Origin of the sequence: Streptomyces sp. MMG1533 (assembly GCF_001279775.1) — a bacterium.
Taxonomy (GTDB): domain Bacteria; phylum Actinomycetota; class Actinomycetes; order Streptomycetales; family Streptomycetaceae; genus Streptomyces.
On the sequence record NZ_LGDG01000001.1, the window covers coordinates 1 to 25,114 of the forward strand.

A 25,114-nucleotide genomic window follows, 5' to 3' on the forward strand; every position below is an offset into this window, starting at 1 on the left:
CCCCGCCCTCACCCGCCCCCCCCCCAACGCACTCCCGCCACGATCCCCAGCACCAAAGCCGGTACCACCCACCCCCACCCCATGGCTTGTCGCACCGACGGAAACAGCCACAGTCCCGCTGCCGCACCTGCAGCGCCGATGGTGAGGACGCACGACAGGACGATGCCTGCGTATGCGTCGTCGTCCCAGGACCCAGACGGACGGATGGTCAGGGCCGTCCAGCAGAAGTACGCGGCCAGGAGGGTGAGCAGGGTCAGCGGTACGGCGTGGACCAGGCGAAGCCAGCCGCGGTCGTCGTTCGGATCAGCGGATTGCGTCATCGGCGGGGTGTGTTCCTTGCGTAGTCAAGGTTTCGTACTCATACAGGTGACCACCCCGGACACGCAGGCTCCAGCCTGCAAGGTCAACAGCGTTGCCGGCCAGGTCGTCACCGGCGGCCGGGCGAGTCGCTCTCGGCGCCCACCTTGCGAAGCAACGTCGGCAGGGCGGTGCCGATGGGCTCCCGGATGACCTCGTCGGCGAGTTCGTCGAACGGCGTCGGCTCGGCGTTGATGATGATCAGACGTGGCCTCGACGCGGGCGAGGGCGTCCTCCATCGGTCCGCGCGCATGGCACTTGGTGCACACGAAACTGCGTGCGCTGCCGTGAAGTTCGAGGACCTTGCGGGTGGGCATCCCGGCGAGCTGCTGCAGGCCGTCGACGTTCTGCGTGATGACCCGCACCGGCACGCCGGCCTGATCCAACCCGGCCACGGCCCGATGCGCGGCTTTGGGCTCGGCCTTCAGCGTGCGGTTCTTGCGCCGCATCTGCCAGGACCGCCGCCGGATCTCCGGATCGCCCATGTAGTACTCGTACGTCACGAGGCTCGGCCTCGGGATCCCGCCGCCACAACCCGTTCGGCCCGCGGTAGTCCGGGATGCCGGAGTCGCAAGGCACCGGCGGATGTGACACCGGCTGACGTCGCTCGAGCACCGGAGCGGAACGAGAGGCACAGACAGGTACAGCCATCTCATCGTCAGCGGCGGCCCGAATCCGACCAGTAGCCATGGCCCGTACGGCGCAGCGCGGTCTCCCTCCCGAGTGACCCCGGTGGCGCGCGTCCCTGGGTCGCTGGTGTCTGTACGAAGGAGGACCAGGCAGAGAGCGGGAGACCATGGAGCGAAAGCAAGAGCGCCTCGCGACACCCTGGGCCGCCGGGGTGGCCGGGGTGGTGTTCGCGGTCCTGATGGCCGCGGCGATCGTCCTGATGCGCATCGCTCTGCCCGCCGGCGGGGACGACGCAACCGTCGATGCCGGACAGCGCAGCGCCGTTCGGACGGCGCTGGCGCTGCTCCCGTTCGCCGGGATCGCCTTCCTGTGGTTCATGGGCGCCCTGCGCGAGCAGGCCGGCGAGGGCGAGGACCAGTTCTTCTCCACAGTGTTCCTGGGCAGCGGCCTGGTCTTCGTCGCCACCCTGTTCGGCGCTGCCGCGGCGGCCGGAACCGTGCTCGACGAGAGTCAGCAGCACCCTCCTTTCGGCCGGGACTTCGCCTACGCCCTGCTGACCACGTACGCCATGCGGATGGCGGCGGTGTTCATCATCACGACCTCGACCATCGGCCGCCGACACGGAGCCCTCCCGCGCCCGCTCGTCGCCCTCGGCTACCTGGCGGGTCTTACGCTGCTCGTGGTGGGAGCGAACGTGCCCTGGTCCGAACTGGTCTTCCCGGCCTGGGCGTTGCTCCTCAGCCTGAACATCCTGCGGGGTCGGCGTTCTGCCCGTCCACGGCCGGCCACATCGACCTGAGCCGACCGCACCGCTCACTCGAACGGGCTCCTTCTCGTCGCCGTAACCCGTCCGGCCGCCGAGGGTGGTCGCAGGGGGCTGACCGGGCCATAGGAGAGGACCGATCCCGTGGTGAGGATTGCCGTCGACCTGAACCGCTGTCAGGGGTATGCGCAGTGCGCGTTCCTCGCGCCCGAGATCTTCGCCATGCACGGCGAGGAGGCGCTGCTGTACGACCCGGAGGCCGACGAGGCACAGCGCGCGAAGCTGGCCCAGGCCGCCGCGGCCTGCCCGGTCCAGGCCATCCTCGTCGATGCGGTGGACGTACCGGCCGAGGCGGTGTCCGGTGCTCGGTGACGGATCCCTGGAACGGCTCAAACGCGAGGGCCGCATCGTCGTCGTAGGCGCCTCGCTGGCCGGCCTGCGCGCTGCCGAAACCCTGCGGGCCGAGGGCTTCGCGGGCTCCCTGACCATGATCGGCGACGAGCCCCACGAGCCGTACGACCGGCCCCCGCTCTCCAAACAGGTGCTGCTGGGCAGGGCGGCCGCAAACCGCACCGCGCTGCCCAGGCTCCGAGCGGTCGACGCGACCTGGCGGCTGGGTGTCCCGGCCACCGGCCTGGACATGGCCGCAAGGCGGGTGCGGCTGGCCGACGGCGACGAGGTGCCGTACGACCGGCTGCTGATCGCCACCGGGGTCCGGGCGCGACCCTGGCCGCGCGAGGCAGAGGCGGAACTCGACGGAGTCTTCGTCCTGCGGACCCGCGACGACAGCGCCGCGCTCGCGCGGCGGCTCGAGGCGGGACCCAAGCGGGTCCTCGTCATCGGGGCCGGGTTCACCGGCTCGGAGATCGCCTCCGCCTGCCGCGAACGGGGCCTTGCCGTCACCGTCGCCGAGCGCGGCGCGGCGCCCCTGGTCGGCGCTCTCGGCGGGGTGGTCGGTGCGGTCGCCGCCGAGATGCAGCGCGAGCACGGTGTGGACCTGCGGTGCGGGGTCATGGTGACCGCTCTGGAGGGCGATGCCTCGGGACGGGTGCGCGCCGCGCATCTGTCCGACGGCTCCACCGTGGAGACCGACGTGGTGATCGTCTCGCTCGGCGCCAGCCGCAACACCGAATGGCTCGCCGGATCCGGACTCGGGGCCGGCCCCCGCGGCATCGCCTGCGACGCCGGCTGCCGTGCCTTCGACATCCGCGGAATCGTCACCGACGACATCTATGCGGCGGGCGACGTCGCACGCTGCCCGCACCCCCTGTTCGGCTACCAGTTCCTGTCCCTGGAGCACTGGGGCAACGCCGTCACCCAGGCCCGGATCGCGGCGCACAACATGCTCAGCGAGAGCTCCGACCGCCTCCCCCACATGGAGGTGCCGGCCTTCTGGTCCTCGCAGTTCGGAGTGAACATCAAGTCGGTCGGGGTGCCGTCACTGGGGACGGAGATCCTCATCTCCCAGGGATCGCTCAAGGATCACCGGTTCGTCGGCGTCTACGGGTACCAGGGCCGCATCATCGGCGCGGTGACCTTCGACCACGGCCGATGGCTGCCGTTCTACCAGGAGCTGATCGAGAAAACCGCGCCGTTCCCGCCGCCGTTCCCCACGGTCGACCGGCGCTCGGACGGACAGCGGCCGCTCGACGCCGACTTCCCCGACCCTTCGGTCCCCACCCACGGCCCCACCGTGACTCTCGGCGGATACTCGCCGGCCGACCGCCGGATGACGTTCACCCCCGCGCACTGACCCGTACGGCCACGAGGACTCGCCATGACGCAATCCTTGCTGCACCAGATCCTGGACTACGCCAACCGCGCCAACCCGTACCCGATCTACGAACAGCTGCGGAAGACGCCGGTACACCACGAAGACGGCGGGCCGTACGTCATCAGCACCTACCACGAGATCCGCAGCCTCCTGCACGATCCTCGGATCAGCTCCGACGCCCGCAATCCGGCCTCGACGGCCCACGACCCGCTGGCCGAGCCGGCCCGCGAGGAGAGCGCCCTGCCGCCCGGGTTCCTGCGGCTCGACCCGCCGGAACACGACCGGCTGCGACGCATGACGAACCGGCCCTTCGGCCCGCCGCACTCCCCGTACCGTGTCGACGGTATGCGCGGAGAGCTCCACGACATCGTCTCCGGCCTCGTCGACGGCATTGGCGACCCGGGCCGGATCGACCTGGTGGAGCAGTTCTCGTACCCCTTCCCGGTGACCGTGATCTGCCGGCTGCTCGGGGTGCCGCGCGAGGACGAGGCGCGCTTCCACACCTGGGCGGACACGCTCGCAGCGAGCCTGGACCCCGACCCGGACGCGGATCCCACCGAGCGAGGCAAGGGCGCGCACGACGCCCGTATGCAGTTGGGCATGTACCTGGCCGGCCTGATCGAGGAGCGCCGCAAGAAGCCCGGCGAGGACATGCTCTCCCAGCTGGCGACGGCCAAGGGCGAGGACGGCGCGATGACGACGATGGAGCTGCTCAGCACCGCGGCACTGCTCTTGATCGCGGGCCACGAGACCACCGTCAATCTCATCACCAACGGAATGCTGACCCTGCTGCGCCATCCCGACGTCTTGCAGCGGCTGCGCTCGGATCCGCAGCTGGCCGTGCCCATCGTCGAGGAGCTGCTGCGCTTCGAGCCGCCGGTGCAACTGGTGCCACAGCGCACCACCCTCGCCGACATCGAGGTCCACGACGTCACCATCCCCAAGGGCGCCTCCCTCTGGCTGGTTCTGGCGGCCGGCAACCGCGACCCTCAGCGCTTCGAGGACCCGGACCGCTTCGACCCGGACCGTCGGGACATCCAGCACCTCGGCCTGGGCAGCGGCATCCACAGCTGCTTCGGCGCACCACTCGCCCGGCTGGAGGCCCAGCTCGCCCTGTCGGAACTGGCCCGGAGGCTGGAAAACCCACGCCTGCTGGAGGACCCGCCCCCGTACCGGCAGAACGCCGTGCTGCGAGGTCCGAGGCATCTGCCCATCTCGTGCGAAGGGATCCGCCCTTAGGGGTGCGTCATGCCGAGTTGGCGCAGCAGCGTCGGCAGCGCGGTGCCGATGGGTTCGCGGATGACTTCGTCGGCCAGTTCGTCGTACGGTGTCGGCTCGGCGTTGACGATGACGAGCCGTGCGCCATGATCCGCGGCGACACCGGCGAGCCCGGCGGCGGGCTGGACCTGAAGACTGCTCCCCACGGCGACGAACACCTGACAGGCCTTGGTGATCGCGACGGCCTCACCGAGCACCACGGGATCGAGCCGCTCGCCGAACATCACGGTGGCCGACTTGAGGATCCCGCCGCACTCCAGGCAGGGCGGATCGTCCTCCCCGGCCTCGACCCGGGCGAGCGCGTCCTCCATCGGCCCTCGCGCATGACATCCGGTACACACGAAACTCCGTGCGCTGCCGTGCAGTTCGAGTACCTTGCGGGCCGGCAAGCCGGCGAGCTGGTGCAGCCCGTCCACGTTCTGCGTGATGACCCTGACCGGCACCCCGGACTGCTCCAACTCGGCCACGGCCCGGTGCGCGACGTTGGGCTCGGCCTTCAGCGTGCGGTTCTTGCGCCGCATCTGCCAGGACCGCCGCCGGATCTCCGGATCGCCCATGTAGTACTCGTACGTCACGAGCTTCTCGGCCTCGGGATCCCGCCGCCACAACCCGTTCGGCCCGCGGTAGTCCGGGATGCCGGAGTCGGTCGAGACGCCGGCCCCGCTGAGGATGGCGACGAGGGGCTTGGTCATGTCACCGAGGGTAAGCCGGACGATCCGGTGCGGCGAACGGATATCGGGCCCGTCGCCACCCACTACCCTTCCCCAGTGCACTCGTACGAAGAACTGACTTCGGTGGAACGTGAGTTGTGGGACGCGTTCCCCACCGGTCGGCCGGTGGATCTGCGGACCGATGGTGCGGACGACGATCCGGCGAACGGCGACGGCTGGGGCAGCGAGCGGACCATCCGGGCCGGCGTCGTGGCCGCTCTGCTGCTCGGCGGTAATCCGGGGCAGCCGGGGACCGTGCCGGCGCTTCGGCTCGCCGGTGCCCGGATCAGCGGCACGCTTGATCTCGGCGGGGCCGAGATCGGACACGGCATGTGGTTCGAGGAGTGCTGGTTCGAGCAGGCGGTCGGCTTCTACGGCGCCGCCACCAGGACGATAGCGATCAAGGGCAGCACGATCCCGGGCGTCGACCTGACCATGGCCCGGGTGGAGGGCCGGGTCGAATTCCGGAAATCGGTGCTGCGGGGCAGGCTGTCGCTGCTGAACGCCAGGGTGGCGGGCGAGTTGGTGCTCACCGACGCCGTCCTGTCGTCCCCCGGTGACTGGGCCGTCTTCGCCGGCGGGCTCGCGGTGGAGGGCGGGTTCTTCTGCCGCAGGACGACGGTGGACGGGGGCATGCGTCTCCTGGGCGCGCACCTGTCCGGCGGCCTGCACATGGAAGGAGCGCGGGTCCGCAGTCCCGACGGCGTCGCACTCCTCGCCGATCATGCCGTGGTGACCACGCTGGCCCTGGCCCAGGGCTTCACGGCCCACGGGACGATCAGTCTGCGGGGCGCGCAGATATCGGACCAGCTGACCTTCGACGGTGCCGTCGTCCACGCCCCAGGCACGGCTGTCGACTGCTCGCGCATGCAGGTCGGTGTCTTCGTCTTCACGCCCGCCGATCCGCCGTCCGGCCCGGTGGACCTGCAGGACGCCCAGGCCGTGGCGGTCCACGACCGGGAGGGCGTCTGGCCGGACACCGTACGACTGCAGGGATTCACCTACGGGTCCCTGCACGAGAAGGACGCGCCGCGGGCGAACTCCGTGGCGTATCGCATGGCCTGGGTGGAGCGGGATCCCGGCTATGCCGCGCAGCCGTACGAGCAACTGGCCGGGTGGTACCGGCAGATCGGCCACGACGACGACGTACGCCGCGTACTGCTGGCCAAACAACGCCGCCGCCGGAGAACCCTGGGCCTGCCCGCACGCCTGTGGGGGCACCTGCTCGACGTCACGGTCGGCTACGGCTACCGTCCCTGGCTCGCCGGCCTGTGGCTGGCGGCCCTCATCCTGCTCGGCACGACCGTGTTCAGCACCCACTCGCCACGGGCGACCGAACCCGGCCAGGTGCCTCCGTTCAACCCGTTCGTCTACACGCTCGACCTGTTGATCCCCATCGGCGGCCTGGGGCAACGCACTTCCTGGTACTGGTCGGGAGGGGCGACCGCATGGCTGGCCTACGCCCTCATCGCGGCGGGATGGATCCTGACCACCGCTGTGCTGGCCGGTGTGACCCGAGCACTGAACAGGAACTGACCGGGCACCGCGGGCAGCGCGCCCGCTCACGGCAGGTGTCAGCCCACCCGGTGCCCGTTCTCCAGCTCCGCCGTCCCCGTGCCCGCCCCGAGGACGTCCAGCGCGGTCAGGACGCGGTGGCCCAGGGCGCCGGGCAGGTACTCGGCGAGTTCCCCGCGCGGGACCATCCGCCAGGACAGCAGTTCCTCCTCCTGGAGGCGGATCGCCTTGAAGTCGTCCTCCCCGAGGACCCCGCCGTCGTACAGGTACGCCACCAGCGGCGGCCGGGCCGTCCCGTGCACCCAGTCCACCGCGAGCAGCCGGCCCGGCTCGCGGTCCAGGCCGATCTCCTCGAACGTCTCGCGGCGCGCGCCCTGGCGCGGCGTCTCACCCTCGTCGGACTCGATCGTGCCGCCCGGAAGCGCCCAGCCCTCACGGTAGTTGGGCTCGACGAGCAGCACCCGGCCCTCGGCGTCGCGGAAGAGGGCGGCGGCGCCGGCGAGGACACGGGGGAGACCCGCGATGTACGTGGCGAAGTCTTCAGTGGAGGTCATCAAGGAAGCGTAACCAGCTTCCGCAACCGTGCCTGAGCCTCGCTGCCCGGTTCGGGGAAGTGACGGACGAGGCTCAGCCAGGGCGCCTCCTCCAACGTCACCCGCACGTAGGACACCTCGAACGCGCCGACGAGCGGATGGTCGTAGCGCCGCACGGAGGACCGGTGCGAACTCCCTGCCTCCGCCCCGTCGGCTAGGACTCCGCCGCCTCCGCCAGTCGCAGCGTCCGCTCCGCCAGCTCGCTGATCCGCACCCCGTCGAAGCCGAACACCGCGCTGCGCACGGTGTCCTCCAGCGGGACCTTCCACTGGTCCGGGATGGCGTCCGCACCGGTCAGCACGCCGGCCACCGAGCCCGCGGTCGCGCCGTTGGAGTCGGTGTCCAGGCCGCCGCGGACGGTGAGCGTGATGGTGCGAGTGAAGTCGCCGTCGCCGTACAGGAGCCCGGCGGTGAGGACGGCGGCGTTCGGGACGGTGTGGATCCAGCCGAGCCCGGCGGTCTCCTCGGCCACGGTGGTGAGCGTGTCCTCCCAGGTCATCCGGGTGTCGTGGAGCGAGACGACCCGCCGTACGGTACGGGCGAGGCGGCTGCTTCCCGGGATGACTGCCAGCGCCTCGTCGACGGCGTGCCGCACCGTGCGCGCCGTGAACGCCGCCGAGACCAGCGCCGCCGCCCACATCGCGCCGTACACCCCGTTGCCGGTGTGGGACAGCGCCGCGTCCCGGCGGGCGAGAGCGGCGGCGCGGCGGGGGAGGCCGGGGCGGGTCCAGCCGTAGATGTCGGCGCGGATGAGGGCCCCGATCCACTCCTGGTACGGATTGTCGTACGTCGCCGTCAGCGGCGGCTTCAGCCCGTTGGCGAGGTTGCGATAGGCGGCCCGCTCCGCCGTGAACGTCTGCAGATAGGGCAGCCGCAGCAGCCACAGATCGCCCACCTGCTCGGTGCTGAAGGCGAAGCCGTGGGTCTCCAGGAGGTCGAGGCCGAGAATGGCGTAGTCGACGTCGTCGTCGCGGCAGCTGCCGTGGATGCGGCCGCGCACGCACTGGCGCCATTCCGGGCGCAGCTCGAGGCCGGCGCTCTCGCCGACGGGCTCGGGCAGGTAGTCGGTGAGCGGCAGCGCGGCGGCCTGCCGCAGATAGCGGTCGATCCGATCCCGCGTCCACAGGTCGCCCTGCTCGACCGGCTTGCCGAGCATGTTGCCCGCGATCCGGCCCAGCCAGCCCCCGAGGACGCGGTCGGCGAGCTCTTGCTCAGTGCCCACAGGGGTCATAGCTCCGGTTTACCCAATTCCGGCGACCGCCGCGCGGCGTTCGGCGGTCCGCACAGGCTTCCCTCAGGGTTGTCCCAGGGGCCGGTCGGGGCATGACGGCGGAGGCGTCCTCCGGTTAAGGTCGCAGCGGCGCGACTGGCCTTGACGTGCGTGGGGCCCGGAGAGCAAGGGGAAAACAAGGTGGCGGACGCTGCAGTGAACAAGGCCCGGGTCGGAGCGCGGGTGCTCGTCGCCGCGGACAAGTTCAAGGGCTCGCTGACGGCCGTGGAGGTCGCCGAGCGGGTGACGGCCGGGCTGCGCCGGGTCGTACCGGGCCTCGACGTGGAGTCGCTGCCCGTGGCCGACGGCGGCGACGGGACGGTGGACGCGGCGGTCGCGGCCGGATTCGAGCGGCGTGAGGTACGGGTCGCCGGCCCTCTCGGACAGGAGGTGACGGCCGCCTTCGCGCTGCGCGGCGACACGGCGGTCGTCGAGATGGCGGAGGCGAGCGGCCTGCAGCGGCTGCCCGCGGGCGTCTTCGCACCGCTCTCGGCGTCCACGTACGGCTCCGGGGAGCTCCTGCGGGCCGCGCTGGACGCGGGGGCGCGGACGATCGTGTTCGGGGTCGGCGGCAGCGCCACCACGGACGGGGGCGCCGGAATGCTGTCCGCGCTCGGAGCGCGGTTCACCGACGCGGAGGGGGAGCCCCTCGCCCCGGGCGGCGGCGGCCTGGCCGACCTGGCCTCGGCCGACCTGTCCGACCTGGACCCCCGGCTGGCGTCCGTCGAGTTCGTCCTCGCGAGTGACGTCGACAACCCGCTGACCGGCCCGAAGGGCGCACCGGCCGTCTACGGCCCGCAGAAGGGCGCCTCGCCGGACGACGTGGAGGCACTGGACGCGGCGCTCGCGCACTACGCGAAGGTGCTGGAGCGGGAGATCGGCGCGAAGGCCGCCGAGTACGCCGCCTCGCCCGGCGCGGGCGCGGCGGGCGGCATCGGATACGGCGCCCTGCTCCTGGGCGCCGGCTTCCGCCCGGGCATCGAGGTCATGCTCGACGTCCTGGGCTTCGCGCCCGCTCTGGAGAAGGCCACCCTGGTGATCACCGGTGAGGGTTCCCTGGACGAGCAGACCCTGCACGGCAAGGCCCCCGCCGGCGTCGCGGCCGCGGCCCGCGCGAAGGGCAAGGAGGTCATCGCGGTCTGCGGACGGCTCGCCCTGCCGCCGGAGGCACTGGGCCGGGCCGGGATCCGCCGCGCCTACCCACTGACGGAGGCCGAGCCGGACGTGGCCAAGTGCATCGCCGAGGCCGGCCCGATCCTGGAGCGGGTGGCCGAGGGGATCGCGCGGGACTTCCTGACCTGAGACCGGGCTTTGCCTGCCCCCGCCCGCCCCCGCCGCCCCTACCCGTCCCATCCCAGGGGCGCTGCCCCTTCGCCCCCGTCCGGGGCTCCGACTGCTGTCCCCCGATCGGCCTGAACGGCCTCGTCCTCAAACGCCGGACGGGCTGGTTGGTGGGAACAGGCCGAGGGTCGGGGGTGCTGTCCCTTCGCCCCCGTCCGGGGGCTTTGCCCGCTGGACCCCGTTCGGCCTGAACGGACTCGTCCTCGGTGGCCGGACGGGCCGGTCGGCGGGAACGCCGGGGCCGGGGGCGGAGCTCCCAGGGACGGCACCACGAGGCGCCGGGTTTCCGGACAAGCGAAGGGCCCCGAACCAACCCGGTTCGGGGCCCCACCCAGCGGAGCGCTACGGCAGCTGTGCCGCCCGCGCCTCACGCCGGTTGTCCCGGAAGTTGTTCACCCGGCGGGCCGTGGCGAACAGCGGGATCACCGCGCCCATGACCAGCTGGAGCGCACAGCCCGTCTGGAGGAGCAGCTGGCCACCGGGGGCGTCGAACGCCCAGGCCGCCAGGAGCCCCATCGACAGGACGATCCAGGAGAGCATCGCCACCGCGAGACGGCCTCGCGGCTTCGGGTACTCGACCCGGCTCACCATCAGCCAGGCCGTACCGAGGATCGCGAGGAGCGTCGCCACGAAGGGCAGCTCGAGGAGCACGATCGAGACGACCGTCAGCGCGCCGAACGGCGACGGCATGCCCTGGAAGGTGCCGTCCTTCACCGTCACGCACGAGAACCGCGCCAGCCGCAGCACCACGGCAAGGAGCACCACGATCGCCCCCACCGCCGCCACTCGCTGGTACGCGTCGTCCGCGACCATGCCGTAGACGAGGACGAAGTACGCCGGTGCCAGGCCGAAGCTGACCAGGTCGGAGAGGTTGTCCAGTTCCGCGCCCATCGGCGACGAGCGCAGCTTGCGCGCCACCAGGCCGTCGAACAGGTCGAAGACCGCCGCGCAGAGCATCAGGATGACCGCAGTGGCCGCGCTGTTGCGCGCCATGCCGGATTCCTGGCTGTCGGTGAGGTGCGGGATCAGGATGCCGGTGGTGGTGAAGTACACGGCCATGAAGCCGCATGTGGCGTTGCCGAGGGTGAGGGTGTCCGCTATCGAGAGGCGGAGCGAGAGCGGCATCTCCTCGTCTTCGTCCACGTCGTCGGCCTCGGGCACCCAGCCCGCCTGGGTTTCCGGATCAATCACGGTCAATGCGAGTCACCCCAGCCACGGTCTTCTGACCGACCTCGACCGCCACCTCCACGCCCTCGGGCAGGTAGATGTCTACACGCGAGCCGAAGCGGATCAGGCCGATCCGGTCACCCTGCTCGACCTTGGTGCCCTGAGGCACGTACGGGACGATGCGGCGGGCGACCGCGCCGGCGATCTGGATCATTTCGATGTCACCGAGTTCGGTGTCGAAATGCCAGACTACGCGCTCGTTGTTCTCGCTCTCCTTGTTGAACGCCGGAACGAACCCGCCGGGGATGTGCTCGACCGACGTCACCGTGCCGGAGAGGGGCGCGCGGTTGACGTGGACATTGAGGGGGCTCATGAAGATCGCGACGCGGGTGCGACCGTCCTTCCAGGGCATGATGCTCTGCACCACACCGTCGGCGGGCGAGATGACCCGGCCCTGGGTGATCTCGCGCTCGGGGTCGCGGAAGAACCACAGCATGCCCGCCGCGAGCGCGGTGGCGGGCACGGCGACGGCCTTGGCGGCGCCGGACTTGCGCGCCCGTACCAGGCTGAGGGCTGCGGTGGCGACGGTCGGGAGGAGCCACGGCGATGCTCCGCGCGCGAGGCGTACGCCTGCCAGGCTGTCGCGAGGTGCAGAGGTTTGGCTGTGGGGCATGGATGACCTTCGTAGCGGATGATGCCGCGCTGCGGGAGGGGGACGGCGGCTTTCCCGGGATCGTACCGGTCGCGGGCCACAACTGGGCAAGCCAGGAAGCCGAGTCGGCGGCTGAAGCGTGCTGACGGGGTGTGATCTTCTTCTCGAAGAAAACACCCCGAACGCGGACATCTAGCCTTGGAGCCGATACTCTTCGAGCAGCCTGCGACCGATGATCATTTTCTGGATCTCGGCGGTACCTTCACCGATCAGCAGCATCGGTGCCTCTCGGTAGAGGCGCTCGATCTCGTACTCCTTGGAGAAGCCGTAGCCGCCGTGGATCCGGAAAGCATCCTCCACGACCTCTTTGCAGTACTCGGAGGCGAGGTACTTCGCCATCCCTGCTTCAAGGTCGTTACGTTCCCCGGAGTCCTTTTTGCGTGCCGCGTTCACCATCATCGCATGGGCGGCCTCGACCTTGGTAGCCATCTCCGCGAGTTTGAACTGGATCGCCTGGTGCTGGGCGATCGGCTTGCCGAAAGTGTGCCGCTGCTGGGCGTACGAGACGCCCAGTTCGAAGGCGCGCTGAGCGACGCCGCAGCCACGTGCCGCCACGTTGACGCGGCCGACCTCCACGCCGTCCATCATTTGGTAAAAACCTCGGCCCGTGGTGCCGCCGAGCACGCGATCGGCGGGAAGCCGCAGGCCATCCATGATCAATTCGGTGGTGTCGACGCCCTTGTAGCCCATCTTGTCGATCTTCCCGGGGATGGTGAGGCCGGGGCGGACCTCTCCGAAACCGGGCTCCTTCTCGATCAGGAAGGTCGTCATCGACTTGTGGGGTTTGGCGGCTGCCTCTTCGGGGGAGTGTCCTTCGTCACTTCGGACGAGTACGGCGACCAGACTGGACGTTCCGCCGTTCGTCAGCCACATCTTCTGGCCGTTGAGGACGTACTCGTCGCCGTCCTTGACCGCCTTCGACGTGATCGCCGACACGTCCGAGCCGAGGGCCGGCTCCGACATCGAGAAGGCGCCGCGGATGTCGCCGGCCGCCATCCTCGGCAGGAAGTGGTCCTTCTGCTCCTGAGTGCCGTGCTGCTTGAGCATGTACGCCACGATGAAGTGGGTGTTGATGATGCCGGACACCGACATCCACCCGCGGGCGATCTCCTCGACGCAGAGGGCGTACGTCAGGAGCGACTCGCCCAGACCGCCGTACTCCTCGGGGATCATCAGGCCGAACAGGCCCAACTCCTTGAGCCCGTCCACGATCTGCTGCGGATACTCGTCGCGGTGCTCCAGCTCGGTCGCGACCGGGAGGATCTCCTTGTCCACGAAGTCGCGGACGGTGGACAGGATCTCCTGCTGGATGTCGGTCAGACCGGCGGTCTGGGCGAGTCGCGCCATGGCTACTTCTCCTGCTCCCTGAGCTCGGGGCGGCCGGGCTGCTCGCCGCCGCGCTCCTTGATGTACGTCTCGGTCGGCACCATCACCTTGCGGCGGAACACGCAGACCAGCGTGCCGTCCTGCTTGTAGCCCTTGGTCTCGACGTAGACGATGCCGCGGTCGTTCTTCGACTTGGACGGCCACTTGTCGAGCACGGTCGTCTCGCCGTAGATCGTGTCGCCGTGGAAGGTCGGCGCCACGTGCTTGAGCGACTCGATCTCCAGGTTGGCGATCGCCTTGCCGGAGATGTCGGGCACGGACATGCCGAGCAGCAGCGAGTAGATGTAGTTCCCGACGACGACGTTCTTGCCGAAGTCCGTCGTCTTCTCCGCATAGTTGGTGTCCATGTGGAGCGGGTGGTGGTTCATGGTGAGGAGACAGAAGAGGTGGTCGTCGTACTCCGTGACCGTCTTCCCGGGCCAGTGCTTGTAGACCGCCCCGACCTCGAACTCCTCGTAGGTGCGCCCGAACTGCATCGCGCTCACGGCTCCTCTAGTTGGCGGGGATCTCGAACTTGCTGGTGCGCTGCATGCCGGCGGCGCGTCCCTTGCCGGAGATGACCAGCGCCATCTTGCGGCTGGCCTCGTCGATCATCTCGTCGCCGAGCATCGCCGAGCCCTTCTTGCCGCCCGCCTCGGACGTGTAGTAGTCGTACGCGTCCAGGATCAGCTCGGCGTGGTCGTAGTCCTCCTGGGAGGGCGAGAAGATCTCGTTGGACGCCTCGACCTGGCCCGGGTGCAGCACCCACTTGCCGTCGAAGCCGAGGGCCGCGGCGCGCTGGGCGACCTCGCGGTAGCCGTCGATGTTGCGGATCTGCAGGTAGGGGCCGTCGATCGCCTGGAGGTTGTTGGCGCGGGCGGCCATCAGGATCTTCATGAGGATGTAGTGGTAGGCGTCCGCCGGGTAGCCGGGGGGCTGCTCGCCCACGACGAGCGACTTCATGTTGATCGACGCCATGAAGTCGGCGGGGCCGAAGATGATCGTCTCGACGCGCGGGGAGGCCTGCGCGATCTCGTTGACGTTGTTGAGGCCCTGTGCGTTCTCGATCTGCGCCTCGATACCGATGCGGCCGACCTCGAAGCCCATGGTCTTCTCGATCTGGGTCAGGAGCAGGTCCAGCGCGACGATCTGCTGGGCGTCCTGCACCTTCGGCAGCATGATGCAGTCAAGGTTGGGGCCGGCACCCTCGACGACCGTGACGACATCTCGATACGTCCACTCGGTCGTCCAGTCGTTGACGCGCACGACCCTCGTCTTGCCCGTCCAGTCACCCTCGTTGAGGAACTTGACGATGGTGTGCCGCGCCTCGGGCTTGGCGAGCGGCGCGCACGCGTCCTCCAGGTCGAGGAACACCTGGTCCGCCGGGAGGCCCTGCGCCTTCTCCAGGAAGCGGGGGTTGCTTCCCGGGACCGCGAGACACGAGCGGCGGGGACGCAGACGGTTGACGGTCATGCGGGGACCTCCAGGGGGTCGAGCTTGTTCGCTGTGCGGATCTCGTCGACGATACGGCCGATGATCCCGGTGATGTCGAAGTCCTTCGGGGTGAAGACCGCGGCCACTCCGGCGGCCCTGAGCTGCTCGGCGTCGGCGTTCGGGATGATCCCGCCGGCGATCACCGGGATGTCGGTCGCACCGGCCTCCCGCAGCCGCTCCAGCACGTCCGGCACGAGCTGGGCGTGCGAGCCGGAGAGGATCGAGAGGCCGACCGCGTGCACGTCCTCCGCGAGGGCCGCGTCCACGATCTGCTCCGGGGTGAGCCGGATGCCCTGGTAGACCACCTCGAACCCGGCGTCACGGGCCCGCACGGCGATCTGCTCGGCGCCGTTGGAGTGGCCGTCCAGGCCGGGCTTGCCGACCAGGAAGCGGAGCTTGCCGACGCCGAGGTCGGCAGCCGTCAGATCGACCTTGCGGCGGACCTCGCCGAGCGCCGAGCCCGCCTCGGCGGGGATCGCCACCGGTGCCGACGAGACGCCGGTCGGGGCGCGGAACTCGCCGAACACCTCGCGCAGGGCCCCTGCCCACTCGCCGGTCGTGACTCCGGCACGGGCGCACTCCAGGGTGGCCTCCATGAGGTTGGCGGTGCCCTTGGCGGCCTCCTTCAGCTTCTCCAGCGCCTTGCAGGGGCGCGGGTGGTTGAAGGGCGGCTGGTAGCGGGTGTCGCGCCAGTTCTGGAGCGAGGCGATGACCCGGGCCTCGACCGCGGGGTCGACCGTCTGGATGGCCGTGTCGAGGTCGGCCGTCAGCGGATTCGGCTCGGTCGTCTCGAAGATGTTGACGCCGATGATCTTCTCTTGACCGGACTCGATACGAGCCCGCCGCTCGGCGTGCGAGGCGACCAGCTGCGACTTGAGGTAGCCCGACTCGACGGCGGCCATCGCGCCGCCCATCTCCTCGATCCGCTCCATCTCGGCGAGGGACTCCTCGACCAGCTCGCCCACCTTGGCCTCGATCACCTTCGAGCCCTCGAAGATGTCGGCGTACTCCAGCAGGTCGCTCTCGTACGCGAGCACCTGCTGCATGCGCAGCGACCACTGCTGGTCCCAGGGGCGGGGCAGACCGAGCGCCTCGTTCCAGGCGGGCAGCTGCACGGCACGCGCGCGTGCGTCCTTCGAGAGGGTCACGGCCAGCATCTCGAGGACGATCCGCTGGACGTTGTTCTCCGGCTGGGCCTCGGTCAGCCCGAGGGAGTTGACCTGGACGCCGTAGCGGAAGCGCCGGTGCTTGGGGTCCTCGATGCCGTACCGCTCGCGGGTGATCTTGTCCCAGATACGGCCGAAGGCGCGCATCTTGCACATCTCCTCGACGAAGCGGACACCCGCGTTCACGAAGAAGGAGATACGGCCGACGACGTCACCCATGCGCTCCTGCGGCACCTGGCCGGAGTCCCGCACGGCGTCCAGCACCGCGATCGCCGTCGACATCGCGTACGCGATCTCCTGGACCGGCGTGGCGCCCGCCTCCTGCAGGTGGTAGCTGCAAATGTTGATCGGGTTCCACTTCGGGATGTGGGAGACCGTGTACGCGATCATGTCGGTCGTCAGCCGGAGCGACGGCACCGGCGGGAACACGTGCGTGCCCCGCGACAGGTACTCCTTGACGATGTCGTTCTGGGTCGTCCCCTGGAGCTTGGTGACGTCCGCACCCTGCTCCTCCGCGACGACCTGGTAGAGCGCCAGCAGCCACATGGCGGTGGCGTTGATGGTCATCGAGGTGTTCATCTGCTCCAGGGGGATGTCCTGGAACAGCCGGCGCATGTCACCGAGGTGCGCGATCGGCACGCCGACCCGGCCCACCTCGCCGCGGGCGAGGATGTGGTCGGAGTCGTAGCCGGTCTGCGTCGGCAGGTCGAACGCCACCGACAGACCCGTCTGGCCCTTGGCGAGGTTGCGCCGGTACAGCTCGTTTGACGCCTCGGCCGTGGAGTGACCGGCGTACGTGCGCATGAGCCACGGCCGGTCCTTCTGACGCTCAGTCATCTGTGACCTCAGATGTTCCGGAAGCGGTTGATGGCGTCGACGTGCTTCGCGCGCTTCTCCGCGTCGCGCACGCCGAGGCCCTCCTCGGGCGCCAGACACAGGACGCCGACCTTGCCCTGGTGGAGGTTGCGGTGCACGTCGTAGGCGGCCTGCCCGGTCTCCTCCAGGGAGTACACCTTGGACAGAGTCGGGTGGATCTTGCCCTTCGCGATGAGCCGGTTGGCCTCCCAGGCCTCGCGGTAGTTGGCGAAGTGCGAGCCGATGATCCGCTTCAGGGACATCCACAGGTAGCGGTTGTCGTACTCGTGGTTGTAGCCCGAGGTGGAGGCGCAGGTGACGATCGTGCCGCCCTTGCGCGTGACGTAGACGGAGGCGCCGAAGGTCTCGCGGCCCGGGTGCTCGAAGACGATGTCGACGTCCTCGCCGCCGGTGAGCTCACGGATGCGCTTGCCGAAGCGCTTCCACTCGCGCGGGTCCTGGTGGTGCTCGTCCTTCCAGAACTTGTAGTCCTCGGCGGTGCGGTCGATGATCGCCTCGGCGCCCATGGCCCGGCAGATGTCGGCCTTCTGCTCGCTGCTGACGACACAGATGGGGTTGGCGCCGCCGGCCAGTGCGAACTGCGTGGCGTACGATCCGAGACCGCCGCTCGCGCCCCAGATGAGCACGTTGTCGCCCTGCTTCATGCCGGCGCCGTTGCGGGAGACCAGCTGCCGGTAGGCGGTGGAGTTGACCAGACCGGGAGCGGCGGCCTCCTCCCAGCTGAGGTGGTCCGGCTTCGGCATCAGCTGGTTGGACTTGACCAGCGCGATCTCGGCGAGCCCGCCGAAGTTGGTCTCGAAGCCCCAGATGCGCTGCTCCGGGTCGAGCATCGTGTCGTTGTGGCCGTCCGACGACTCCAGCTCGACGGACAGACAGTGTGCGACGACCTCGTCGCCGGGCCGCCAGGCGTTGACGCCGGGGCCGGTGCGCAGGACGACGCCCGCGAGGTCGGAGCCGATGATGTGGTACGGCAGGTCGTGGCGCTTGGTGAGCTCCGAGACCTTGCCGTAGCGCTCCAGGAACCCGAAGGTCGACAGCGGCTCGAAGATCGAGGTCCACACGGAGTTGTAGTTGACCGAGGAGGCCATGACGGCCACCAGGGCCTCGCCCGGACCCAGTTCGGGCAGCGGCACGTCGTCCAGGTGCAGCGACTTGCGGGGGTCCTTCTCGCGGGTCTGCATGCCCGCGAACATCTCCGTCTCGTCCTTGTGCACGGTGATCGCACGGTACGACTCGGGGAGCGGCAGAGCGGCGAAGTCGTCCGGCGTCGAGTCCGGCGACTGGATCGCGTCCAGGATGTCCTTCACGGTCACGGTGTTGCCTCCGGCGAATGGCGTCTCGAGGGAAGACGCTGAGGGTTACGTCGGTGCTGCTGAGGGTTGGAGAAGTGCCGTCGGTTCGGCGGTGGTGCTGTTCGGCAGCGCGTTGTGGCGCGGGAGGTTGCCTGTGACGCAGGCGTCCGGGCGGGCAGACCGATGGTTTGCTGGGACAGCCGGCGTACGAAAGGTCTCTGCACGCCGGCCGCCCGGACACTTCCAACGTATGACACCGTGTGCCACCTCGCAAGGCACTGAGTGCCAGAGATTGCCCTCAGGTGAAATCTTTACGTAACAAATGAGCGATGATCGATCGAATGGGGTCGGAAAGCCGCCTGAAAAGCACCCCTGACATGCCAAAACGGCCACCCCGAGGGGTGGCCGTCGTCACAGCGGTGGGAAGGGCTCAGCGGTCCCTGAGCGCCTCTTCGATGGTCCGCATGACCTGGTCGAGCGGGGCGTCCGTGCGGGCGACCGTCACCAGTACCTCGCCGTGCGTGGAGACCGTCGCGGCGGCCGGCTTCGGGGTCGTCGTGCGCCCGGCCCCGATGCCCGACCCGAACGTCTTCCGTACGATCCCGAAGGCGTGGTCCAGCTGCGCCTCGACGTCCCCCTGCCCGCCGGCCCGCAGCCAGCGCCGCAGGACGTGGTTGTGGGCGGTGACCACGGCGGACGCGGCGACCTCGGCCAGCAGCGGGTCGTCGTTGGCGTCGTCGTCGTGTGCGTGCTCGTCGAAGTGGCCGAGCAGGTAGCGGGTGAAGAGCCGCTCGTAGCGGGCCACGGAGGCGATCTCCGCCTCGCGCAGGGTGGGCACCTCGCGCGTGAGCGTGTAGCGGGCGACCGAGATCTCCGGCCGGGCCGCGTACATCCGCATGACTTCCTTGATGCCGCGGCACACCGTGTCGAGCGGGTGCTCGTGCGCGGGGGCGGCGTTGAGGACCGCCTCCGCCCGGATCAACGTGTCGTCGTGGTCGGGGAAGATCGCCTCTTCCTTGGAACGGAAGTGACGGAAGAAGGTGCGGCGCGCGACCCCGGCCGCGGCCGCGATCTCGTCGACGGTGGTCGCCTCGTACCCCTTGGTCGCGAACAGCTCCATCGCTGCTGCCGCCAGTTCCCGGCGCATCTTGAGACGCTGCGCGGCGGCGCGACTGCCCGCGGCACTTTCCGGTGCGTCGGGCGTAGCTGGTGTACGTGAGGACTTGGCGGGCTGGGACATGCCCCGAACGTACTGCATGTGCGCAGCTCGGTGCGCATGTCCCCGGTTTCCCCCGACCGGTGCGGGCGGGGGAGCACCGGGCGGGGGCGAGCCGTGCGAGGCGGGCGGCGCGAACCCGCCCGGCTCGAGCAGCCCGCCCCAGTCCGCGTCCTCGGTGAACCAGTCGCCGGGACGCTCAGCGGCGGGCATATTCGCGGAAGCCGCGGCCCGTCTTGCGGCCGAGGCAGCCCGCGGCCACCAGGTGCTCCAGGAGCGGGGCCGGGGCCAGGCCCGGGTCGCGGAACTCGCGGTGCAGGACCTTCTCGATGGCCAGCGAGACATCGAGTCCGACGACGTCCAGCAGCTCGAACGGGCCCATCGGGTAACCGCCGCCCAGCTTCATCGCCGCGTCGATGTCGTCAAGAGACGCATAGTGTTCCTGCACCATCTTGATCGCGTTGTTGAGGTACGGGAAAAGCAGCGCGTTCACGATGAAGCCCGCACGGTCTCCACAGTCGACCGCGTGCTTCTTGATCTTGACGCAGACCTCGCGAACCGTGGAGTGGACGTCCTCGGACGTCAGCACCGTACGGACGACCTCGACCAGCTTCATCGCCGGTGCCGGGTTGAAGAAGTGCATGCCGATCACGTCCTGCGGGCGCGAGGTGGCGCGGGCACAGGCGACGACGGGCAGCGACGAGGTCGTGGTGGCCAGGACCGCGCCCGGCTTGCAGACCTTGTCCAGCGTCGCGAACAGCTGCTGCTTGATCTCCAGGTCCTCGGCGACGGCCTCCACCGCCAGGTCGACGTCGGCGAAGGCGTCGTACGAACCCGCCGGAGTGATCCGCTCCAGGGTCTGCGCCGCGGCCTCGGCGGTCATCCGCCCCTTGTCGACGGAGCGGGAAAGCGACTTGCCGATACGGGCCTTGGCGGTCTGCGCCTTCTCCTCGCTGCGGGCGGCGAGCACGACCTCGTACCCCGCCTTGGCGAAGACCTCGGCGATGCCGGACGCCATGGTGCCCGAGCCCGCGACGCCGACGGAGCGGACCGGACGGCCGGGGACTTCGAGGCCGCCGGAGAGGGGCGTCAGGGCGTCCGGCGCGACCGTCGCGCTGCCCGGCGCCTCGTACGTGTAGAAGCCGCGGCCCGACTTGCGGCCGGTCAGGCCCGCCTCGCTGAGCTGCTTGAGGATCGGTGCGGGGGCGTGCAGCCGGTCGCGGGACTCGGCGTACATGGCCTCCAGGACCGTACGCGCGGTGTCGACGCCGATCAGGTCGAGCAGGGCGAGGGGCCCCATGGGCAGCCCGCAGCCGAGCCGCATCGCCGCGTCGATGTCCTCGCGGGAGGCGTACTTCGCCTCGTACATCGCGGCCGCCTGGTTGAGGTAGCCGAACAGCAGCCCGTCGGCGACGAACCCGGGCCGGTCGCCGACCGCGACGGGCTCCTTGCCCAGCTCGATGGCGAGGTCGGTGACGGCGGCGACGGCCTGGGGCGCGGTCAGCACCGAGGAGACGACCTCGACCAGCCGCATGGCCGGCGCCGGGTTGAAGAAGTGCAGACCCAGCACCCGCTCCGGGCGGGCCGAGTCGGCGGCGAGCCGGGTGACGGAGAGGGCGTTGGTGCCGGTCGCCAGGATCGTCTCCGGCCGCACGATCCCGTCGAGTTCACGGAAGATCTGCTGCTTGATCTCGTACGACTCCGGAGCCACCTCGATGACCAGGTCGGCGTCGGCCGCGGTCCGCAGATCGGTGGACGTGCGGACCCGGGCGAGCAGGTCGGCGCGCTCCTGGTCGGTCAGCCGGCCGCGCTCCACGGCGCGGGCGGTCGCGGCCTCCAGGGAGGCGACCGACCGGGCGGCGGCGGCCTCGCTGATGTCGATGCCGACGACCTCGCGGCCGGCCTTGGCGAGCACCTCGGCGATGCCGGTGCCCATCGTGCCGAGGCCGACGACGGCAATGGTCTTGAACGGGGACAGAGGGGTGTCGGACAGGTCAGCGGCCATCGCGGACTCCAGGAATGAGGGTGACGACTGGAAGCGCGCCCGGGTGCGCCGAGGGAGGCCCGACCGGGCCGACCACGGGCGCACCGGGTGCGAGAAGGAGTGCGGGTGTTGCCGGGCTGCAAGCGCACACGCCCGGAGCCGTCATCCCGGGCGTGCACACGCCCGGAGACGGCGGAAACCGACCGGCCCTGTCCCGAGGCCGGGTCGAACTCAGGTACACGAGGTACCGAACCGACTGCTCTCGCGGCGGCTGCGTCACCAGGCCACCACGAACAGATCCACGAGTGGGTAACTCGCTCGTCTGAGCTTAACCCGTGAGTAACGAGCGCGCCAGTCCCCGAGTTTGTGATGTAGGTCCCGGCCCGTGCGTCGTCCGCCTAATCTCGGGTTCATGGACGAAGAGTTGCGATCGCTCACGGAACGCTTACGGCAGGAGTCGGGGGAGTCACCCGTGTACGACCGCCTCGTGACGACCGAGGACGTCGACGAACTGGCGGCCGTGCTCACCGAGCCCGGACAACCGCTGTGGGCCAGGGAACTGGCCGCGTTCCGCCTCGGACTCGCGGGCGACCGGCGTGCCTTCGAAGCCCTCGTCCTCCTGCTCAACCACCGCGACCCGCAGCGCTGCGCCTCCGCCGCCCACGCCCTGGCCCGCCTCGACGACCCGCGCACCGCCCGCGCGGCCGCCGCCCTCGCCACCAACGAACTCCGTGTCGCCTACGCCCTGCACCCCGTGCGGCTCCTGGTGCGGCTGCGCGCCCCCGAGGCCGTACCGGCACTGATCACCACGCTGGGACGGCGGCTGCGCCCGCACGACCCGTACCGGCGCGTGGCCCTCGCCTGTGTGGAAGGGCTCGGCACGCTCGGCGACACCCGGGCCAGGCCCGTGCTGAACGAGGCCCTCGCGCACCCGGTGCTCGCGGAGGCGGCGGTGCAGGCGCTGGCGCGGATCCCGAGGCAGCGCGGAGGCGGGTGAGGTGTCAGTGGGGCAGCTTCTTCGCGTACCGCACCTCGGGCACGGCGACGCCGTCCACCTCGAAGGGCTCCTCGGTGCCGTCGGCGAGGAAACCCGCCCGCTCGTAGAACCTCCGTGCGCGGGCGTTGCCCTTGAGGACCCGGAGAAGGATGCTGCCGCGTCCGGCGGCCTCGCACCGCCCCAGCGACTCCTGGAGCAGGGCCTGTCCGATGCCGCCGCCGTACCTGCCCGGAGCCACGTAGATCGCGTACAACTCGGCGTCCGCGGTGCGCACTTCGCCGTCACGGTACGGGCCGTACGCCGCCCAGCCGACGATCTCGCCGTCCTGCTCGGCGACCAGGTTCACCACATCGTCCCTCGCGCGCGCGGAGAAGAGGGAGCGCCGCCGCTCGGCGTCCTTCGTCACGCTGAGGGCGTCGAGGAACGACTGCGGCATGAGTCCCTGGTAGGCGCTCTGCCAGCCGCGCACGCGGATCTCTCAGACGCGGGCGCAGTCGGCGAGCCTCATGTCCCGCACGCGTACGTCCGTCACTCGCCGACCACCGCGAACGCCTCGACCTCCATCAGGAACTCGGGCCGCACCAGCGAGGCGACCTGCACCGCCGAGGAGGCGGGCAGACGGTCGTCGGGTATGTGGGCCACGCGGGCCGCTCGGATCGCGGGCATGTGGGCCACGTCCGTGACGAAGAAGGTGAGCTTGACGACGTCGTCGAAGGTCGCGCCCGCGGCCGCCAGACAGCGGCGCAGATTCTCGAAGACCTGTCGGGCCTGGGCCGCGGGATCGCCCTCGCCGACGAGCTTGCCGTCCTCGTCCAGGGCGAGCTGGCCGGAGACGGCCACGAAACGGCCGGTGCCCAGGACGACATGGCTGTACTGGGCGGAGGGGGCGACTCCGTCGGGGGCGGGAATCCTCGTCAGCTCACTCATGCGTCCATGGTGGACCATGGGTCTGACAACACCTCCGACGAAGTCGCCCCCGACGGGCCGTCAGGCCGTGCTCAGCCGCGGAAGCCGAGCATGCCGTGCAGTGCGGAGCCGCGCGACGACGTCGACGCCGCCTTCGAGGCCAGCGGTTCGGGATCGGGCAGTGCCTGGCACACCGCGTCGGCCTCGCCGCCACCGCGCGGCACCGTGCCGTCGGTCAGGTACGCGGCCAGGTACTTGTCCAGGCAGGCGTTCCCGCTCAGCGTGATGCCGTGGTTCCCGCCGCCCTGCTCGACCACCAGACTGGAGCGGGCGAGCAGCCGATGGACCGTCGCGCCGCCCTGGTACGGGGTGGCCGCGTCGTCCGTCGCCTGGAAGAGCAGCACCGGCGGCAGCTTGCCGTTGGCGACGTTCACCGGCTTCTTGGAGTGCGTCGGCCAGAACGCGCACGGCGCGTTGTACCAGGCGTTGTTCCAGGCCATGAACGGCGCCTGCTCGTACACCGCCCAGTTGTCCTTGCGCCACTGGTTCCAGTCGCGCGGCCAGGACGCGTCACGGCACTGCACCGAGGTGTAGATGCTGTAGCCGTTGTCGCCCGAGGCGTCGACGGCGGCGAAGTTGTCGTACGCCTCGACCAGTGGGTCGGCGTTCTTGTCGTTCACGTAGGCCGCGAACGCCTCGGCCAGGTAGGGCCAGTAGCCGTTGTAGTAGCCGCCCGGGATGAAGGTGTCCTCCAGTTCGGAGGCGCCCACCTTCCCGTCGGCCGGCTTCTTGGCGAGCGCCGCCCGCATCGCATACCACTTGGCCTCGATCTTCTCCGGATCGGTGCCGAGCTTGTACGTGGCGTCGTACTTGGCGACCCAGGCCATGAAGGCGCGGTGGCGGTCGTTGAAGGCGTAGTCCTGGGCGAGGTTGTCGTCGTACCACACGCCGGTGGGGTCGACGATCGAGTCCAGGACCAGGCGCCGCACACGGTCCGGGTAGAGCTTGCCGTAGACCGCGCCGAGGTAGGTGCCGTACGAGTAACCGAAGTAGTTGATCTTCTTGGCGCCCAGGGCCCTGCGGATCGAGTCCATGTCCCGCACGGCGCTGATGGTGTCGATGTACGGCAGCAGGCTCGCGTACTTCTTGCCGCAGGCGGCGGCGAAGGACTTGGCGCGGGAGAGGTTGGCCTTCTCGATCGCGGGTGTGCTCGGCACGGAGTCCGGCCGCACCGGGTTGAAGTAGCCCGGCTTGCAGTCGAGGGCCGGCTTGCTGGCGCCCACCCCGCGCGGGTCGAAGCCGATGACGTCGTACTGGGCCGCGACCGCCTTGGGCAGGGAGGAGGCGACGAATCCGGCGAGCGTCAGACCGCTGCCGCCGGGGCCGCCGGGGTTGACCAGCAGCGGGCCCTGGTACTTCTTCGCGGTGTGCGGGACGCGGGACAGCGCGAGCGTGATCTGTTTGCCTTGTGGGTTCGCGTGGTCGAGCGGCACCTTGAGGGACGCGCACTGGAGCGTCGGATAGTCGGTGGTGCCGCACTCCTTCCAGGTGGGTTTCGCGGCTCGAACGGTTTGCGCGGTCTGTGGAGTGCTTGCGCCGGCGGGGACGGCCGTGAAGGTCCCGGCCACGACGACGGCGGCACCGCACAGCGCGGCGGCGCGTTTTCTCATGGAGTCCTCCCAGGACGGAGGGTTTCGGACCGCGAAGG

At 70.1% G+C, this 25,114-nt stretch carries 24 protein-coding genes and 1 pseudogene; 7 read left to right on the forward strand and 18 right to left on the reverse strand.

The genetic code is table 11. The features are described from left to right. Positions 1-8: 8 nt before the first annotated feature. Both ADK57_RS00005 and ADK57_RS00010 read right to left on the reverse strand, forming a co-directional pair. On the reverse strand, positions 9-320 hold the full coding sequence (locus tag ADK57_RS00005; protein WP_053747184.1) for a hypothetical protein: 312 nt from the start codon (positions 318-320) through the stop codon (positions 9-11). Between the two features lie 107 nt (positions 321-427). After that, positions 428-972, reverse strand: a pseudogene (locus ADK57_RS00010) (SIR2 family NAD-dependent protein deacylase). 181 nt (positions 973-1,153) lie between these two features. Between ADK57_RS00010 and ADK57_RS00015 the strand changes: the two are divergent. The 4 genes from ADK57_RS00015 (at position 1,154) to ADK57_RS00030 (ending at position 4,763) form a co-directional block, all read left to right on the forward strand. Next, a complete protein-coding gene (locus ADK57_RS00015; RefSeq protein ID WP_053747185.1) occupies positions 1,154-1,786 on the forward strand; it encodes a hypothetical protein in 633 nt (210 codons plus the stop codon). A 111-nt stretch (positions 1,787-1,897) separates the two neighbouring features. Further along, positions 1,898-2,122 (forward strand): ferredoxin, encoded by a 225-nt coding sequence (locus ADK57_RS00020; protein WP_053747430.1) that lies wholly within the window; start codon positions 1,898-1,900, stop codon positions 2,120-2,122. Then, positions 2,079-3,503: an NAD(P)/FAD-dependent oxidoreductase gene (locus ADK57_RS00025; RefSeq protein ID WP_053747186.1), complete on the forward strand. Its 1,425-nt coding sequence runs from the start codon at positions 2,079-2,081 to the stop codon at positions 3,501-3,503. Before ADK57_RS00020 ends, ADK57_RS00025 begins: the two co-directional genes overlap by 44 nt. A 24-nt stretch (positions 3,504-3,527) precedes the next feature. After that, positions 3,528-4,763: a cytochrome P450 gene (locus ADK57_RS00030; RefSeq protein ID WP_053747187.1), complete on the forward strand. Its 1,236-nt coding sequence runs from the start codon at positions 3,528-3,530 to the stop codon at positions 4,761-4,763. On the opposite strand, the gene ADK57_RS00035 is transcribed toward ADK57_RS00030, so the two are convergent. Continuing rightward, positions 4,760-5,494, reverse strand: coding sequence for an SIR2 family NAD-dependent protein deacylase (locus ADK57_RS00035; protein ID WP_053747188.1), 735 nt, complete (start codon positions 5,492-5,494; stop codon positions 4,760-4,762). The genes ADK57_RS00030 and ADK57_RS00035 overlap by 4 nt on opposite strands. Before the next feature lie 75 nt (positions 5,495-5,569). On the opposite strand from ADK57_RS00035, the gene ADK57_RS00040 reads away from it, so the two are divergent. Further along, positions 5,570-7,048, forward strand: a complete 1,479-nt coding sequence (locus ADK57_RS00040; RefSeq protein WP_053747189.1) for a hypothetical protein — start codon at positions 5,570-5,572, stop codon at positions 7,046-7,048. Positions 7,049-7,086: 38 nt separating this feature from the next. Here ADK57_RS00040 and ADK57_RS00045 read toward each other — a convergent pair whose 3' ends face one another. From ADK57_RS00045 to ADK57_RS00050, 3 genes are read right to left on the reverse strand one after another with little or no spacing between them, the layout of a single operon-like run. Next, positions 7,087-7,581, reverse strand: coding sequence for an NUDIX domain-containing protein (locus ADK57_RS00045; RefSeq protein WP_053747190.1), 495 nt, complete (start codon positions 7,579-7,581; stop codon positions 7,087-7,089). Next, positions 7,581-7,736: a hypothetical protein gene (locus tag ADK57_RS50760; RefSeq protein WP_234389883.1), complete on the reverse strand. Its 156-nt coding sequence runs from the start codon at positions 7,734-7,736 to the stop codon at positions 7,581-7,583. Before ADK57_RS50760 ends, ADK57_RS00045 begins: the two co-directional genes overlap by 1 nt. 38 nt (positions 7,737-7,774) lie before the next feature. After that, on the reverse strand, positions 7,775-8,851 hold the full coding sequence (locus ADK57_RS00050) for an ADP-ribosylglycohydrolase family protein (RefSeq protein WP_053747191.1): 1,077 nt from the start codon (positions 8,849-8,851) through the stop codon (positions 7,775-7,777). 222 nt (positions 8,852-9,073) lie between these two features. On the opposite strand from ADK57_RS00050, the gene ADK57_RS00055 reads away from it, so the two are divergent. Beyond that, complete coding sequence (locus ADK57_RS00055; RefSeq protein WP_053747431.1) at positions 9,074-10,192, forward strand: glycerate kinase; 1,119 nt, start codon at positions 9,074-9,076, stop codon at positions 10,190-10,192. A 381-nt stretch (positions 10,193-10,573) separates the two neighbouring features. Here the strand turns inward: ADK57_RS00055 and pssA are convergent, their stop codons facing one another. The 9 genes from pssA to ADK57_RS00100 form a co-directional block, all read right to left on the reverse strand. Continuing rightward, entirely contained in the window at positions 10,574-11,392 is an 819-nt protein-coding gene (gene pssA / locus ADK57_RS00060) for a CDP-diacylglycerol--serine O-phosphatidyltransferase (protein ID WP_053747192.1), read from the reverse strand. A 22-nt stretch (positions 11,393-11,414) separates the two neighbouring features. Then, positions 11,415-12,071: a phosphatidylserine decarboxylase gene (locus tag ADK57_RS00065; protein WP_053747193.1), complete on the reverse strand. Its 657-nt coding sequence runs from the start codon at positions 12,069-12,071 to the stop codon at positions 11,415-11,417. 171 nt (positions 12,072-12,242) lie between these two features. Beyond that, entirely contained in the window at positions 12,243-13,457 is a 1,215-nt protein-coding gene (locus ADK57_RS00070; protein WP_053747194.1) for an acyl-CoA dehydrogenase family protein, read from the reverse strand. A gap of 2 nt (positions 13,458-13,459) precedes the next feature. Further along, positions 13,460-13,972 carry a MaoC family dehydratase gene (locus tag ADK57_RS00075; protein ID WP_053747195.1) on the reverse strand — a complete coding sequence of 171 codons (513 nt, stop codon included), beginning with the start codon at positions 13,970-13,972 and terminating at the stop codon, positions 13,460-13,462. Positions 13,973-13,988: 16 nt separating this feature from the next. Further along, a complete protein-coding gene (locus ADK57_RS00080; protein WP_053747196.1) occupies positions 13,989-14,948 on the reverse strand; it encodes an HpcH/HpaI aldolase/citrate lyase family protein in 960 nt (319 codons plus the stop codon). After that, positions 14,945-16,972, reverse strand: a complete 2,028-nt coding sequence (locus ADK57_RS00085) for a protein meaA (protein ID WP_053747197.1) — start codon at positions 16,970-16,972, stop codon at positions 14,945-14,947. Before ADK57_RS00085 ends, ADK57_RS00080 begins: the two co-directional genes overlap by 4 nt. A gap of 8 nt (positions 16,973-16,980) precedes the next feature. After that, positions 16,981-18,318 (reverse strand): crotonyl-CoA carboxylase/reductase, encoded by a 1,338-nt coding sequence (gene ccrA, locus ADK57_RS00090; protein ID WP_199830444.1) that lies wholly within the window; start codon positions 18,316-18,318, stop codon positions 16,981-16,983. A 415-nt stretch (positions 18,319-18,733) separates the two neighbouring features. Continuing rightward, positions 18,734-19,543, reverse strand: a complete 810-nt coding sequence (locus ADK57_RS00095; protein WP_053747432.1) for a TetR family transcriptional regulator — start codon at positions 19,541-19,543, stop codon at positions 18,734-18,736. 175 nt (positions 19,544-19,718) lie between these two features. Further along, positions 19,719-21,524, reverse strand: coding sequence for a 3-hydroxyacyl-CoA dehydrogenase family protein (locus ADK57_RS00100; RefSeq protein ID WP_053747199.1), 1,806 nt, complete (start codon positions 21,522-21,524; stop codon positions 19,719-19,721). Between the two features lie 391 nt (positions 21,525-21,915). On the opposite strand from ADK57_RS00100, the gene ADK57_RS00105 reads away from it, so the two are divergent. Then, entirely contained in the window at positions 21,916-22,500 is a 585-nt protein-coding gene (locus ADK57_RS00105; RefSeq protein ID WP_053747200.1) for an adenylosuccinate lyase, read from the forward strand. Between the two features lie 4 nt (positions 22,501-22,504). On the opposite strand, the gene ADK57_RS00110 is transcribed toward ADK57_RS00105, so the two are convergent. The 3 genes from ADK57_RS00110 to ADK57_RS00120 form a co-directional block, all read right to left on the reverse strand. Next, on the reverse strand, positions 22,505-22,975 hold the full coding sequence (locus ADK57_RS00110) for a GNAT family N-acetyltransferase (RefSeq protein WP_234389891.1): 471 nt from the start codon (positions 22,973-22,975) through the stop codon (positions 22,505-22,507). Positions 22,976-23,028: 53 nt separating this feature from the next. After that, positions 23,029-23,427 carry a RidA family protein gene (locus tag ADK57_RS00115; RefSeq protein WP_053747201.1) on the reverse strand — a complete coding sequence of 133 codons (399 nt, stop codon included), beginning with the start codon at positions 23,425-23,427 and terminating at the stop codon, positions 23,029-23,031. 71 nt (positions 23,428-23,498) lie between these two features. Continuing rightward, positions 23,499-25,076 (reverse strand): alpha/beta hydrolase, encoded by a 1,578-nt coding sequence (locus ADK57_RS00120; protein ID WP_053747202.1) that lies wholly within the window; start codon positions 25,074-25,076, stop codon positions 23,499-23,501. Positions 25,077-25,114 lie beyond the last annotated feature (38 nt).

Bases quoted from the DNA above. Each gene is read 5' to 3' on its own strand.
- ADK57_RS00005 (WP_053747184.1), bottom strand. From the start codon at position 320: ATGACGCAATCCGCTGATCCGAACGACGACCGCGGCTGGCTTCGCCTG.
- ADK57_RS00015 (WP_053747185.1), top strand. From the start codon at position 1,154: ATGGAGCGAAAGCAAGAGCGCCTCGCGACACCCTGGGCCGCCGGGGTG.
- ADK57_RS00025 (WP_053747186.1), top strand. From the start codon at position 2,079: ATGCGGTGGACGTACCGGCCGAGGCGGTGTCCGGTGCTCGGTGACGGA.
- ADK57_RS00030 (WP_053747187.1), top strand. From the start codon at position 3,528: ATGACGCAATCCTTGCTGCACCAGATCCTGGACTACGCCAACCGCGCC.
- ADK57_RS00035 (WP_053747188.1), bottom strand. From the start codon at position 5,494: ATGACCAAGCCCCTCGTCGCCATCCTCAGCGGGGCCGGCGTCTCGACC.
- ADK57_RS00045 (WP_053747190.1), bottom strand. From the start codon at position 7,581: ATGACCTCCACTGAAGACTTCGCCACGTACATCGCGGGTCTCCCCCGT.
- ADK57_RS00050 (WP_053747191.1), bottom strand. From the start codon at position 8,851: ATGACCCCTGTGGGCACTGAGCAAGAGCTCGCCGACCGCGTCCTCGGG.
- ADK57_RS00065 (WP_053747193.1), bottom strand. From the start codon at position 12,071: ATGCCCCACAGCCAAACCTCTGCACCTCGCGACAGCCTGGCAGGCGTA.
- ADK57_RS00070 (WP_053747194.1), bottom strand. From the start codon at position 13,457: ATGGCGCGACTCGCCCAGACCGCCGGTCTGACCGACATCCAGCAGGAG.
- ADK57_RS00075 (WP_053747195.1), bottom strand. From the start codon at position 13,972: ATGCAGTTCGGGCGCACCTACGAGGAGTTCGAGGTCGGGGCGGTCTAC.
- ADK57_RS00080 (WP_053747196.1), bottom strand. From the start codon at position 14,948: ATGACCGTCAACCGTCTGCGTCCCCGCCGCTCGTGTCTCGCGGTCCCG.
- ADK57_RS00085 (WP_053747197.1), bottom strand. From the start codon at position 16,972: ATGACTGAGCGTCAGAAGGACCGGCCGTGGCTCATGCGCACGTACGCC.
- ADK57_RS00095 (WP_053747432.1), bottom strand. From the start codon at position 19,543: ATGTCCCAGCCCGCCAAGTCCTCACGTACACCAGCTACGCCCGACGCA.
- ADK57_RS00100 (WP_053747199.1), bottom strand. From the start codon at position 21,524: ATGGCCGCTGACCTGTCCGACACCCCTCTGTCCCCGTTCAAGACCATT.
- ADK57_RS00105 (WP_053747200.1), top strand. From the start codon at position 21,916: ATGGACGAAGAGTTGCGATCGCTCACGGAACGCTTACGGCAGGAGTCG.
- ADK57_RS00115 (WP_053747201.1), bottom strand. From the start codon at position 23,427: ATGAGTGAGCTGACGAGGATTCCCGCCCCCGACGGAGTCGCCCCCTCC.
- ADK57_RS00120 (WP_053747202.1), bottom strand. From the start codon at position 25,076: ATGAGAAAACGCGCCGCCGCGCTGTGCGGTGCCGCCGTCGTCGTGGCC.